Raw genomic sequence first — 13,661 nt, forward strand, 5'->3', positions numbered from 1 at the left:
TTTGGATGGCTGTGGGGGCGTCTGGACTGGCAGGCCAGGGATGCCACACTTCCATCCCAGCGCTGCTTCCAGAAATAGATATACGACCGGCTCTTGTTGTACTTCCGGCTGGCGCGGCTGACGCCGTATTTCTCTGTGTACTTCATTAGGGATTGCCGATAGGCCATGTCTTGTGTTATATTTTTGCTCATGAGGGATATGGTCTCCTTTCGGGCTAGTTTGGTGTGGTAACTTAACTATAACCCTTGAGACCATGTTCCTCATATCTTTTTATTCACTCGTCCAAGATGTATTGTAGTCCTACACGGATAGATTGGGATCTTTTGGGGACAATCTTGACAGGGATGCAGAAAAGAGATAAAATATCATTTATGTATCCTAAAATGGAGAGATGTCCGAGTGGTTTAAGGAGCTGGTCTTGAAAACCAGTGATCCCGCAAGGGACCAAGGGTTCGAATCCCTTTCTCTCCGCCAATGAAAAAGTCTCTCGCTTTTTAGAAAAGCGAGGGACTTTTTCATGTTTTCAAAATTGGGAATAGACGAATTGAGGGGCGCTGGACAGGTTGGCCAGCATGAGATAACCGTAAAAAACCAGGAGCAGCAGGTAAAAGAAAGCTACCTGAGCAAAAAAGCGGAAGCGCTCATTCTGACAGACCCTGTGAAGCGAATTGATAAAGCCCTTCATTCAGTTTCACCCACCCTTCTCTGGCGATGTGTGTGTTGTCCTCAAAGAAATAGGGAGTGTATTCATAGGAGGAAAGGTCCAGAAGTTCCGCTCCATAGTCCTGGGCAATGGCCTGGATCTTTTCATAGTACTCCTGGCGCTTTTCGGCGGACAATCCCATATAATCATACCAGGGGCCGTTGAACGGCAGACTGACCAGCAAAGGCTTTATCTGAAGATCCTGGCACACCTTCAAAAAGCAAATCATATCCCCATATTCCTGGGAGTTTAAATAGTCGGCTTTTGTTGCAGAGTCTTTTTTGCTTTTGATGTAGTTGTTTTTATACAGGTTATAAAAGCCGTTGTCCATGCCAAAGGGATTGGTGGTGTTGGCCTTGGCGCCGTCCACCGCGGCCTTTTCGCTGAGGGCCTTCCAATTGGGTTCAGGGGCGCCCTGGGGATATTCTTGGGAGGAAACGCCCCCGGCCAGGGCCTTGAGAGAAAGGGAGACCATGAGCTTATCCTCCAAAAAGCTCAGATAGATCTTGCAGGACAGCTTCTCCAGAAAGGTGGCATCTTTTGTGAGATAGACCCGCTGATAGCTTTTCACCCGTTTGGCCATGGCCGGATCGGCCTTGAGCAGTTTGTCGGTGCGTTCCAAGATGTAGTTTTTGGTCTCATCCGACAGATGGGGATTTTGCAGCATCTGAATGTAGTTGTATTCTGAGAAGCGGGAGGTATACACCTGGCTGGATACACCCTTGCCCCGGAACCACTGAGGAGAGAGAATGAATACCGCCTGTTTCTGGGGCAGTTCGTCTCCCATGGCCGCCAAAGCGGTGGCGTGGTAAAGGGATTGATAGTATCCCGCACCGATGAGCATCAGCCGGAAGGGCTGGCCCGACAGGACTTTGGCTGGATGATAGGGAGTGGAGCGGCCGTGGCGGAATTCCGAAGAGCCGAAAACCGGAATGGAAGTGGAGGTCAGGTTTTCGGTGATGGCCCGGCTGTACAGCAGCTTGTCGTCGTTGATCCAGGCGTCAAAGGAAGGACCGGTAAAATCCAGCCGTTTGATTCCCAGATGGATCACAAGGACGGTAAAAGAAAAGAGGAGAAAGGCCAGCCCCAGGGCATTGCACTTTTTCATTGGGCTATCCGGCTTTCCACCAGATCGGCGATGAGCCGGGGTGTAGCGATCTGGCTGCGGCTCACCTCAGAGGGAGAAAGTTTCACATCAAACTGGATTTCCAGCTCCACCAGCAGTTCCACCAGTCCCAGAGAATCCAGCAGATCGTTTTCAAACAGATCCAGATCCAGCTCATCTTCCCCCAATGTTTCGCCGCAGACGACGGAGAGAATGGAAAGGATTTTTTCTTGTGTGTTGTTCATGGATAGTTCCTCCTTTGGAATGAATCAGGTGAACAGGGCCCCGGAAAAGATCAAAAAGCCCACCATCACCAGGTTAAGGGTGACAAACCAGGACAGCAGCCCATACCAGGTGCAGTTCCGGTATTTTTTATAAAAAGGACACTTTTTCTGATAGACTTCGGTGGCGGCCAGCAGCACGCCGTGGTAAAGGCCATAAAGCAGGTAATAAAGGGTCAGCCCATGCCAGGCACCCATCACCAGCATATTGAGCAGGAAGGCCCAGCAGGCCCCGGACAGACGGCTTTTGAACCATTTCCCCTTGATGCCGCGCATGAGAAAGCGGGAAAAGAGGTAATCACGGAACCAATGTGACAAAGTGATGTGCCAACGGTTCCAGAAATCCTTCATGTCCCGGCTGAGGAAGGGAAGATGGAAATTTCCCGGGGTGCGTACCCCCAGGATATAGGCACAACCCACCGCCATGCGGCTGTAACCGGCAAAATCGAAAAACATATAGATGCCGTAGCACCAGCCATAGGCCAGGGCCAGAAGAAGCCCGCCTTTGGGTTCGCACAGGCTGAGCAGGCGAAAGGCCAGAGCCGAAAGCACGAACTTATAGACCAGACCGATGAGGAGCTGTTCCAGCCCATCTCCCAGAAGGGTCAGATATTCATCCCGGGTGTAGCGCCGCCGGAAGTCCTCTTCAAAACGGCGGCTGCGGTCAATGGGCCCGGCGCTGAAAGTGGGGAAAAAGAGGAGAAAGGCCCAAAAGGCGGGAAGAGAAAGGGAAGAGATCAGTCCGTCATAGGTTTCGATGATGATCTGGGCCACCCGGAAGGTGAGATAGGAAAGCCCCAGGAAGGAAAAAAGCGAAAGAGTGGTGACTTCACTCCATTTCATCAATAAAAGGGGGATCAGACTGAGGAAAAGAGCCAGGGCGTAATACCAGGGCACAGGCCCCTTCTTTTGCCGCAGAGGGATATAGAGACACACCAGCAGGCTTTCCCACAGGAGATATGCCCCCAGCCACGCAAGCTGCAAGGGCGTCCCGGCCAATACCGCCAGAATCATCACCAGAGAGGCAAACAGACCATAAGGGCCGATGGCCTTGCCCCGCAGCCCCAGAAACAGGGCCGGCAGGAGCAGCAGGGTCATCAGAGTGAAAAAGGGAACACCGGAGAAAAAACTCATGGCAGCATCCCCTCCAGGGTCTTACGATCGGTTTTCCCGTTGGGCGTCACCGGAATCTTGGGGAGAAAGACCAGCTTTTTTGGCACCATATAGCTGGGAAGGAAGGTTCGCAGCTGTTTTTTCATTTGGAGGGAAGCGGCCAGGGAATCTTCTCCACCTTCCCGCTCCACAAAGCCTACTAGAGCGTGGACGGTGCCTTCCCGCATTTGGGGCAGCACCACCGCCCGGCGCACCCCCGGCAGCTTCAACAGGTTTTCTTCCACATCCCCCAGTTCGATCCGGTAGCCATGGAGCTTGATCTGGTGATCTCCCCGGCCGATGAAATGGAGCATCCCATCGGGGGACAAGAATCCCAGATCTCCGGTGCGGTAGGCGGGAATGGGCTTCCCTTGACGCACAGGACTGCAAAAGACCTTCTCTGTCATATCGGGGCGGCGGAAATAGCCTGCGCCCACAGTATCGCCTAAAATGACGATTTCGCCCTGCTCGCCATAAGGCAGCGGCGTACCGTCCGGGGACCAGATCTCCAGGGCGATCCCTTCTTTGGGACGGCCCACCGGGAGGGCCTGTTCCTCTGTCATGGAAAGGGTGATGGGGGTTTGGGTAACGCAGACGGTGGTTTCGGTGGGGCCATAGGTGTTGATCACCTGGCAGCGGGGGAACCGCTGAAGCAGCGCCCGGGCCGTGCCGGGAGGCAGCGTCTCACCGCAGAAGAGGAAGGCCCGCAGCCGGGGCAGAAGCTCCTGGCAAAAGCGGGGATCGGCCAGGCACAGAGCAGCGAAAGAGGGAGTGGAGACGAAATAAGCCCCCTGAGACGCCCGGAAGAAATCCATCAGAGCGCCATAGTCCTCCTGCACACTGCGGGTCATGGGACGCAGCGTGCCGCCGCAGAAAAGGCAGGTGTAGGTGTCCAGCACCGAAAGATCAAAGGAAAAAGGAGCCTGATTCAAAAAGACGGCGCCGGCTTTTTCCTCCCGGGGGCCTGCCAGTTCACTGGACCAGTCCAGGAAATTTTCCAGGCACCGGCGGGGGATCTGCACTCCCTTGGGGCGTCCGGTGCTGCCAGAGGTAAAGATGATATAGAAGATGTCCTCCGGCTGTACCCGGGCCTCCTGGGGAGGCTTAGGGCCGGGGCTTTGAGCCAGGGATTGGATCAGATCGGGAGAAAAGGCCCGGGGGTGGGGAACGGGAAGCGGCTGGGTACACAGAAGCACCGGCGTTTGGGTCTCTTCCAGAATTTCCGTCAGGCGCTGGGCGGGCAGAGAGATGTCTATGGGACAATAAGCCCGTCCGGCTTTGGCACAGGCCAGAAAGCACACCAGCATCCAGGGGCTTTTGTGCCCATACACCACAAATGGCTCTTTTCCTGGGCCGAAGCGGGAGAGAAGACAGGCGGCCAGCCGGTCGGAATATTCCTCCAGCTGCCGGTAGGTGATGCTTTCTTCCCCTGTGGACACCGCAATTTGGTCTCCACGCTGCTGGGCGTGCTGGGATAAAACGCGGAACAGATCCATCAAAGGACCTCCTTTCACCCGGCCGGAAGGGTCGGGGTTTACTACCGGCACAGTATAGCACAGCCCTTTCGATGATTTTCTTGCGAAAATCTTTCAATTTTCATAATTTCCTCTGGAATTTACAGAAAAGATTCTTCGTGCATTTTCCCGGAAAACTTGGTATAGTGATAGGGGAGAAAAGGAAAAAGAAAAATTATACAAAAAGTCTAATTAAAGATGAAAATTACAATATCCCCAGGGTGCGCCCTGGAGAGGGAGGAAACCATGGAACAGTTGATTTGCGGCAAAAGCCCCCGGCAGTGGGAAGAGGAATTCCCGGTGGTGGGGGATCTGGTGAAACTCAAGGAGACCTTCTGGGTCAATCCCAAGAAGGTGGGAACGGAGGAGGCCCTGAAACAATGCAGCCTGTCTCTGGCTGATGTGAAGGAGGCCGAAGCCCGGCTCCAGCGGTTTGCCCCCTTTATCGCCAAAGCCTTTCCGGAGACGGCAAAAATGGAAGGGATCATCGAATCTCCGGTGCAGGCCATTCCCCAGATGCAAAAGGCTCTGGAAAAGGAATGGGGCATTCATATCCCCGGCGGGATGCTCCTCAAGTGCGACAGTCATCTGCCCATCTCCGGCTCCATTAAGGCCAGAGGGGGCATCTATGAGGTGCTCAAGCACGCCGAAGATCTGGCTCTTCAGGAAGGGATGCTCACCCTGGAGGATGACTATTCCCAGTTGGATAGTGATAAATTTAGAGATTTCTACTCTAAGTATTCAATTGCCGTGGGTTCCACCGGCAATCTGGGGCTGTCTATCGGCATTATGAGTGCTCGGCTGGGATTCCGGGTCAGTGTGCATATGTCCGCCGATGCCCGCCAGTGGAAAAAGGATCTGCTGCGGGAAAAAGGAGTCACCGTGGTGGAATATCCGGAGGATTACAGCAAGGCGGTGGCCGAAGGCCGGCGTCAGGCGGAAAGCGATCCCATGTGCTATTTCGTAGACGATGAAAACTCGGTGAATCTGTTTATGGGCTATGCTGTGGCGGCCCAGCGGCTGAAAGGGCAGCTGGAACAGATGGGCGTCCAGGTGGATAAAGAGCATCCCCTCTTCGCCTTCCTGCCCTGCGGCGTAGGCGGCGGCCCTGGCGGCGTGGCCTTTGGTTTCAAGCTGGTCTATGGAGACGCGGTCCACTGCTTCTTTGCCGAGCCCACCCATGCTCCCTGCATGATGCTGGGACTGGTGACCGGGCTGCAGGACAAGGTGTGCGTCCAGGACTTCGGCATCGACAATCTCACCGCCGCCGATGGCCTGGCCGTGGGCCGTCCCTCCAGCTTTGTGGGCAAGACCATCGAGCCCTTCCTCAGCGGCAGCTATACGGTGGACGATGGCACGCTGTACCGCCGCCTGGCTCTTCTGCGGGATACCGAAAACCTGGCTCTGGAGCCCTCGGCCCTGGCTGGGATGGAAGGGGTCCGCTGGCTGCTGGAAAGCAAGGACGGACAGGCCTATCTGAAAAAAGAGGGCCTTGCAGACAAGATGGAACAGGCCCACTTCATGCCCTGGGGCACCGGCGGCAGCATGGTCCCTCCGGAGGTGATGGAGGAATATTACCGCAAGGGCAAGGAATAAAGATAAAGCAGCTTTTTTGCAAATTGCATAAAAAGAAGCCGGGGAATTTGGCACCAAAAAAAGGGGCTTTTCTTTGACAATTTCCCGGGAAAAAGGTAAGCTATAAGGTAGTAAGATTGAAAAGGAGGATGTTTCCCATGATTCTTATTAAAAATGGTTTGGTTAAAACAATGGCCGGCGAGGATATCGAAAACGGCCAGGTTCTGCTGGATGGCGACAAGATCGCCGCTGTGGGCAAAGAAGTGAGCGCCCCCGTCGATGCACAGGTCATCGACGCCGCCGGCTGCATCGTGGCTCCCGGCTTTGTGGAAGGCCACTGCCACATCGGCCTGGACGAAGAGGCCATCGGCTTTGAAGGCGATGACTACAACGAAATGACCGATCCCGTCACTCCCCAGATGCGGGGCATCGACGGCCTCAACCCCATGGACGAGGCATTCTTTGATGCATACAGCCATGGCGTGACCACCGCCGTCACCGGCCCGGGCAGCGCCAATGTGGTGGGCGGCACCTTCCTGGCCGTCAAGCTGTGCGGCAAGCGGGTGGACAACATGGTGGTGAAGAACCCTGTTGCCATGAAGATCGCCTTCGGCGAGAACCCCAAGCGCTGCTATGGTGCTTCCCAGAAGAAGATGCCCATGACCCGTATGGGTACCGCTGCTTTGCTGCGGGAACTGCTGGTCAAGGCCCAGAACTACCGGGAAGAGATGGACGCCTATGAGGCCGATCCCAAGAACAACAAGAAGCCTACATATGACTGCAAGCTCCATGCCATGCTGCCTGTCATGCGCAAGGAGATTCCTCTGAAGTCCCATGCCCACCGGGCCGATGATATCTTCACCTCCCTGCGCATCGCCAAGGAGTTTGATCTGAATATCACTCTGGACCACTGCACCGAAGGCCACCTTATCGCCGATGAGCTGGAAAAAGAGGGCAAGGGCTGCCTGGTTGGCCCCACCTTTGGCGCCAAGAGCAAGTTCGAGCTGAAGAACAAGTGCTGGGATACTCCCAAGACCATGGTGGAGCATGGCCTGAAGACCGCCATCATCACCGATGCTCCGGTTATTCCTCTGAAGTATCTGCCCCTGTGCGCTGGCTTGGCCATCAACGCCGGCCTGGACGAGCAGGAAGCTTGGAAGGCGGTCACCATCAACCCCGCCGTCATCACCGGTATTGCTGACCGGGTGGGCTCTCTGGAAGTGGGCAAGGACGCCGATGTGGTCATCTACAATGGCAATCCTCTCACCGACCTCCAGTACACCACAAAGTACACCCTGATCAACGGCCAGATCGTTTATCAGGCAGAATAAGAAATCATTCCATAGGGCCGGAGGGTCACAAGGCTCTCCGGCCCGGTTTTTAGAAAAAGGAGGATGTTTCCCATGATCCTGATCAAAAACGGCCTGGTAAAGACCATGGCTGGGGAAGATATCGAAAACGGCCAGGTGCTGCTGGATGGCAGCAAGATCGTGGCTGTGGGCAAAGAGGTTAACGCTCCGGCCGATGCACAGGTCATCGACGCCGCCGGCTGCATCGTGGCCCCTGGCCTGGTGGACGGCCATTGCCACATCGGCCTGGAAGAGGCCGCCATTCAGTTTGAAGGCACCGACGGCAACGAATGCACCGATCCGGTGACTCCCCAGGTGCGGGCCATCGACGCCATCCAGCCCATGGACGAGACCATCGCCCAGGCAGCGGCGGCCGGTGTGACCACAGCGGTTACCGGCCCGGGCAGCGGCAATGTGGTGGGTGGCACCTTTGTGGCCGTCAAGATGCACGGCAAGCGGGTGGACGACATGATCCTCAAATACCCTGCTGCCATGAAGTGCGCCTTCGGCGAAAATCCCAAGCGGGTTTACGGCACCCAGAAGAAGATGCCTATGACCCGGATGGGCACTTCCGCCTTGCTGCGGGATCTGCTGGCCCGCACCGTGGAATATGATCAGGCCTGGAAGGATTACAAGGCCGATCCCAAAAACAACAAGAAGCCTGCCATTGATGTGAAGCTGGAGGCCATGCTGCCGGTCATTCACAAGGAGATTCCTCTGAAGGCCCATGCCCATCGGGCGGACGATATCTTCACCGCTCTGCGCATTGCCAAGGAATTCGATGTGGATATCACACTGGATCACTGCACCGAAGGCCATCTCATCGCCGACGAGCTGGTGAAAGAGGGCAAGGGCTGCCTGGTTGGCCCCACTCTGGGCGACAAGAGCAAGTTCGAGCTGAAGAACAAGAGCTTTGATACACCTCGGGTGCTCAGCGAGGCCGGGCTGAATATCTGCATCATCACCGATGCCCCGGTGATTCCTCTGGAGTATCTGTCCCTGTGCGCCGGCCTGGCCGTCAACGCCGGATTGCCGGAGGAGGAGGCCTGGAAGGCCATCACCATCAATCCCGCCGTCATCACCGGTATTTCGGACCGGGTAGGCTCTCTGGAAGTGGGCAAAGACGCGGATGTGGCTATTTTCCGGGGCAATCCCATCACCGATCTGCAGTATACCGTCGCGTATACCATCATCGACGGCCAGATCGTTCACAAAGGCTAATCAGACTGCTTACATTGCAAAAGCCCGGGGGAGGTCTTGGCCGTATCCCCGGGCTTTTTTCATTTGTCTTTTCATAGCGGATCAAAGGAGGAAAAATCGATGCGGGTGCTGGTGGCGGAAGACGCCAAGGATATGAACCGGCTGATCGTCAAGACGCTGACCCGGGCGGGATACAGTGTGGACGGCTGTTACAACGGGGAAGAGGCTCTGGATTTTTTGGCCGGGGCGGAATATGACGCCATTTTACTGGATGTGATGATGCCCAAGATGGACGGTTATGCTCTGTTGGAAAAACTGCGCAGCCAGGGGATGGATACACCGGTCCTGTTCCTTACCGCTCGCGACGCCATTTCTGACCGGGTGAAGGGGCTGGATCTAGGGGCCGACGACTATCTGGTCAAGCCTTTTGATTTTGAAGAGCTGTTGGCCCGCATCCGGGCTATGACCCGGAAAAAAGCCGGGAAGCGGAGCAATGTGTTCACCCTGGGGGATCTGCAGGTGGATGCCCAAAGCCACACCGTCACCCGGGGCGGCCAGGAGATCAATCTCCTACCCAAGGAATTTACCATCTTGGAATATATGATCCGCAACCAGGGGACAGTACTCTCCCGGGAGCAGCTGGAAAATCAGATCTGGAACTATGAGCACTCCGGCTCTTCCAACAACATCGATGTTTACATCAGCAAGCTGCGGAAAAAGATCGATGGAGACGGCCAGAGCCGTTTGCTTCACACCATCCGGGGCGTGGGTTGGGTGCTGCGCACCGAAGAAGGTAAGGGGAACACATGAGAAAAATCTCGGTGAAACTGAAAATCACCCTGTGGATCACTTTGCTCATGACCATACTGTTTTTGTTTCTGGTGGCCTTTACCCTGTTTATCAGCCGGACGGTGGTGCTTTCCAGCGCCCGGCAGCAGTTGATATCCACCACCCGGAACAGTGTGGGGAATATTTCCTTTTCTCAAGGGAAGCTCAGCACCACAGAGGGCTTTTCCTTTTATCAGAACGGCGTATCCATTTTGGTATACAGTCAGGCGGAATCCTTGCTGGCCGGTCAGCTGCCGGTGTCTTTCACGGCCAAGGAGCCTTTTCAGAATGGCCAGGTGCGTACAGTGGAGGGAGCTAGTATTTCCTATGTGGTGCTGGATCTGTGGCTGCCCAGCAGCTGGGAAGAGGGCGTGTGGGTGCGTGGGCTGATGGAAGTGCCCCGCAATGAGCAAACCACCGAAAACCTGATCAAAATCGCCGCCATTGCCCTGCCGGTGTTTATTCTCCTTACCGCAGTGGGAGGCTATCTGCTGGTGCGCCGGGCTTTTCGCCCTCTGGAGCAGATCAGCGCCACCGCCCAGGCCATGGGAGAAGCCAAGGACCTGTCCCGGCGCATCGGTCTGCCCCCTGGGCGGGACGAGTTTTCCCGCCTGGCCCAGACCTTTGATCAGCTGTTTGCCCGTCTGGAGCGGTCCTTTGAAGCGGAAAAGCAATTTACTGCTGATGCATCCCATGAACTGCGTACGCCGGTATCTATCATTAAGGGAGCCTGCGAATATGGGCTGAAATGCGATGAGACCCCGGAAGAGCGCCAGGAGACCCTGGAGATGATCGCCCGGCAGGCGGAAAAAATGGCTCAGCTCATCGGCCAGCTTCTCAGCATGACTCGTCTGGACCAGGGCACCGAAGGGGCCCGGCTGGAGCCGGTGGACCTGGGGGTGTTGGTGGAAGGTCTGATCCGGGAGCGGGGATATGAGGAGGACAAGCTCTTTTTGTCGGTTTCCCCCGGTGTGAAGGTGCGGGGAGATGGGGCGCTGCTGGCCCGGCTGACGGAAAACCTGGTGGAAAATGCGCTGAAGTATGGAAAACCGGGAGGCCATGTATGGGTCACCGTCAAATCCCAGGGTGAAGAGGGGATTTTGGAAGTGCGGGACGATGGCATCGGCATCCCCAAAGACCAGCAGGAAAAGATCTGGCAGCGGTTTTATCAGGTGGACCCGTCCCGCAGCGATGAAAGCAATGGTGTAGGGCTGGGACTGTCCATGGTGCGCCAGATTGCCCAGCTCCACGGAGGTACCGTGACGCTGGACAGCGTGGAAGGGATCGGCAGCGCCTTTGCTCTGCATTTGCCCTTGTGGAAAGAGGAAGCGTAATGAAAAAACTGGCTTTTCCCCCTGGGGACGAGCCGGTTTTTTTTCTGAAAAAATTTTTTTGGGAATTTCATGTAAATTTCATGTTCAGGGGTTATAGTAACATCAGAAACAAGAAAGGAACCCGCTACTATGACAAGAAAAAATTTGATGATAAGCGCCGCAGCGCTCAGTCTTTTGGTTTTGGCCGGATGCAGCAAGGACGGAATGGCCGGTTACATCGGCACAGCGGAGGCCAAGAATGTGGCTTTGGAAAATGCCGGTCTCACAGCCAGCCAGGTAAAGTTCACCGATGTGGAGCTGGATGACAAAAACGGCACTCATTACTATCAGGTCGAGTTCACCGCCGATGGCAAGGAATATGAATACGATATCGACGCCCTCACCGGTGCCATCATCGAAAGCAAGCTGCCCGCTGGTGCCCAGGCCCAGCAGAACACGGCCTCCAATAACAATACAGCAGGCAATACAACACCCGATACCAACACCGCTGGCAGCAGCAACACCAATAACAATACAGCAGGCAATACAATACCCGCTGCCAACACCGCTGGCAGCAGCAACACCAATAACAATACCAGCAGTGGCACCGGTACCGCATCTGCCGCTCTTACCGCCGATCAGGCCAAGGACAAAGCTCTGGCCCATGCGGGACTGAAAGCCAATCAGGTGACTTTCGTCAAGAGCAAGCTGGATTGGGACGATGGCCGTCAGGTGTACGATGTGGAGTTCTACACCAGCGATTATAAAGAGTATGACTATGAGATCGATGCTTCCACCGGTGAAGTAGTCAGCTACGACTTTGACACCGAAGGCTATGCACCTCCTGCCACAGGCAATGGCCAGAGCGGAACCATCACCGCCGATCAGGCCAAGGAGAAGGCTCTGTCCCAGGTTCCCGGCGCTACCGTTTCCGATATCCGGGAATTTGAGACCGATTACGACGATGGCCGCCTCCAGTACGAAGGCAAGATCTACTACAACGGCATGGAGTACGAGTTTGAGATCGACGGCTACAGCGGCGCCATCCGCAGCTGGGACGCCGAATCCATGTTTGATTAAATCACCATACTGAACTGGAAAGAGAGGTACAACAGATGAAAAAGACGATGCAGAAGAGCAGAAAACGACTGGGTGCGCTGGCGTTGGCCACTGCCATGATGCTGGGTGCGCTCCCCCTTACCGCAGCGGCCCCTAACCAGGTGACCACCGTCACCGGGGAAATGCGGCCTCAGGTATCTGTGATGGTGGACGGTGTGGAACGGGATTTCTACAACGCCCAGGGTCAACAGGTTTACGCTGTTTTTTACGATGGTACCCATTATCTGCCCGTGCGGGCCATCGGTGAGCTGATGGGCAAGAATGTGAACTGGGATCAGTCCACTCTCACCATTTCCCTCACCGCTCCTCGTACCACCGGTACCGTGCAGGGTACTCCCGGCACAGCTGCCCAGGCCCAGAGCATCCAGATGGAAAACCGTCCCGATTTCACCATTCTGGTGGAAGGGGAAAAGAAGAGCTTCAAGGACGCTCAGGGCAACGCGGTCTATCCCATGCTGTACCAGGGAACCACTTATCTGCCTGTGCGGGCCATTGGCGAACTGATGGGCAAAAATGTCAGCTGGAACAGCCAGAGAGCTGTGATTACCCTGGGTTCCTCCTCGGGCAGCCTGGTCACCGATGCCGACAGCTTTGAGCAGGGAGGCAACCAGGGCAATCAGCAGAACCCCACCACCGGCATCACCCTGGAGCAGGCTAAGCAGAAGGCTTTAGCTCACGCAGGACTGAACCAAAACCAGGTAACCTTTGTCAAAGGCAAGCTGGAGTGGGATGACGGCCGTCAGGTGTACGATGTGGAGTTCTATACCACCGATTATAAAGAGTACGACTACGAGATCGATGCCGCCACCGGCGCTATCCTCAGTTATGACTTTGACGCAGAAAACTACATCCCCCAGCAGAACACTGGCAGCTATATCGGCGCAGAAAAGGCCAAGAGCGTGGCTTTAGCTCATGCAGGTGTGAACCAGAGCCAGGTGACCCGTCTCCGCTGTGAGCTGGAAAAAGACGATGGCCGCTGGGAATACCAGGTGGAATTCTGCTACGGCACCATGGAATATGAATATGAGATCGATGCCTATACCGGGGCCATTCTTTCCCGGGATATGGAATCCATTTACGATTGATCCCTTGAAGCGGCGGTAATAAGATGAAACAAGAAGTGCGTATTTCTCTCAATCTGGTTGAGCTGGCCGCCGGTGTGCTGCGGATTCTGTCCTTCCTGCTGCTGGCTGCCGCCTGCCTGACCACAGCGGCCCTGGTGATGATGGCCCTGCGGATGCCTGCATCGGATAGCCTGTGGTATCTGATGCATGAGATGGACGATGAACTGCTGGGAGCATTCTTCTTCTGGGGCGGCTTTGCCGTGATCGGTTATCTGGCCCGGATGCTGCGGCGGGAAGTGGCCAAGGCCCAGCCTGCACAGCCTGTATCCGGCGGGAATATAGAGCAGATCCAGTCCATGCCGGTGTACCGGTACCCCCAGCCCATTTGTTCTCCTCAGGAAGAGACAACCGAGCAGCAGTAATAAAAAAACCGTGGAAGAAATTCCACGGTTTTTTTG

12 protein-coding genes, 1 tRNA gene and 1 pseudogene are annotated in these 13,661 nt (G+C 55.5%); 9 read left to right on the top strand and 5 right to left on the bottom strand.

The annotated features are described in order from the left end of the window. Window positions 1-191 (bottom strand): annotated as a pseudogene (locus tag KQI26_RS12560) (IS481 family transposase); the annotation flags it as partial. A 194-nt stretch (window positions 192-385) separates the two neighbouring features. On the opposite strand from KQI26_RS12560, the gene KQI26_RS12565 reads away from it, so the two are divergent. After that, window positions 386-474, top strand: a tRNA-Ser gene (locus KQI26_RS12565). A gap of 167 nt (window positions 475-641) precedes the next feature. Here KQI26_RS12565 and dltD read toward each other — a convergent pair. From dltD to dltA, 4 genes are read right to left on the bottom strand one after another with little or no spacing between them, the layout of a single operon-like run. Then, window positions 642-1,811 carry a D-alanyl-lipoteichoic acid biosynthesis protein DltD gene (dltD, locus tag KQI26_RS12570; protein WP_118748137.1) on the bottom strand — a complete coding sequence of 390 codons (1,170 nt, stop codon included), beginning with the start codon at window positions 1,809-1,811 and terminating at the stop codon, window positions 642-644. Next, on the bottom strand, window positions 1,808-2,053 hold the full coding sequence (dltC, locus tag KQI26_RS12575) for a D-alanine--poly(phosphoribitol) ligase subunit 2 (protein ID WP_216504680.1): 246 nt from the start codon (window positions 2,051-2,053) through the stop codon (window positions 1,808-1,810). The genes dltD and dltC overlap by 4 nt, the downstream gene beginning before the upstream one ends. A gap of 24 nt (window positions 2,054-2,077) precedes the next feature. Continuing rightward, window positions 2,078-3,223 (bottom strand): D-alanyl-lipoteichoic acid biosynthesis protein DltB, encoded by a 1,146-nt coding sequence (dltB, locus tag KQI26_RS12580; RefSeq protein ID WP_216504681.1) that lies wholly within the window; start codon window positions 3,221-3,223, stop codon window positions 2,078-2,080. Then, entirely contained in the window at window positions 3,220-4,737 is a 1,518-nt protein-coding gene (dltA, locus tag KQI26_RS12585) for a D-alanine--poly(phosphoribitol) ligase subunit DltA (RefSeq protein ID WP_216504682.1), read from the bottom strand. Before dltA ends, dltB begins: the two co-directional genes overlap by 4 nt. A gap of 264 nt (window positions 4,738-5,001) precedes the next feature. On the opposite strand from dltA, the gene dsdA reads away from it, so the two are divergent. From dsdA to KQI26_RS12625, 8 genes are all read left to right on the top strand, one after another. Further along, entirely contained in the window at window positions 5,002-6,351 is a 1,350-nt protein-coding gene (gene dsdA, locus KQI26_RS12590; protein ID WP_216504683.1) for a D-serine ammonia-lyase, read from the top strand. 137 nt (window positions 6,352-6,488) lie between these two features. Beyond that, complete coding sequence (locus KQI26_RS12595) at window positions 6,489-7,661, top strand: amidohydrolase (RefSeq protein WP_216504684.1); 1,173 nt, start codon at window positions 6,489-6,491, stop codon at window positions 7,659-7,661. Between the two features lie 72 nt (window positions 7,662-7,733). After that, window positions 7,734-8,900, top strand: coding sequence for an amidohydrolase (locus KQI26_RS12600; RefSeq protein ID WP_216504685.1), 1,167 nt, complete (start codon window positions 7,734-7,736; stop codon window positions 8,898-8,900). Window positions 8,901-8,999: 99 nt separating this feature from the next. Then, window positions 9,000-9,689, top strand: a complete 690-nt coding sequence (locus tag KQI26_RS12605) for a response regulator transcription factor (protein ID WP_118748144.1) — start codon at window positions 9,000-9,002, stop codon at window positions 9,687-9,689. Then, window positions 9,686-11,041: a cell wall metabolism sensor histidine kinase WalK gene (locus KQI26_RS12610; RefSeq protein ID WP_216504686.1), complete on the top strand. Its 1,356-nt coding sequence runs from the start codon at window positions 9,686-9,688 to the stop codon at window positions 11,039-11,041. Before KQI26_RS12605 ends, KQI26_RS12610 begins: the two co-directional genes overlap by 4 nt. A gap of 129 nt (window positions 11,042-11,170) precedes the next feature. Further along, window positions 11,171-12,100, top strand: coding sequence for a PepSY domain-containing protein (locus KQI26_RS12615; RefSeq protein WP_216504687.1), 930 nt, complete (start codon window positions 11,171-11,173; stop codon window positions 12,098-12,100). Window positions 12,101-12,135: 35 nt separating this feature from the next. Beyond that, the gene (locus KQI26_RS12620) at window positions 12,136-13,224 is read left to right on the top strand and encodes a PepSY domain-containing protein (RefSeq protein ID WP_216504688.1); all 1,089 of its coding nucleotides are present in this window, start codon (window positions 12,136-12,138) and stop codon (window positions 13,222-13,224) included. Window positions 13,225-13,247: 23 nt separating this feature from the next. Further along, on the top strand, window positions 13,248-13,625 hold the full coding sequence (locus tag KQI26_RS12625; RefSeq protein ID WP_118748148.1) for a hypothetical protein: 378 nt from the start codon (window positions 13,248-13,250) through the stop codon (window positions 13,623-13,625). Window positions 13,626-13,661: the final 36 nt, after the last annotated feature.

The organism is Intestinimonas sp. MSJ-38 (assembly GCF_018917925.1).
Lineage (GTDB): Bacteria > Bacillota > Clostridia > Oscillospirales > Butyricicoccaceae > Pseudobutyricicoccus.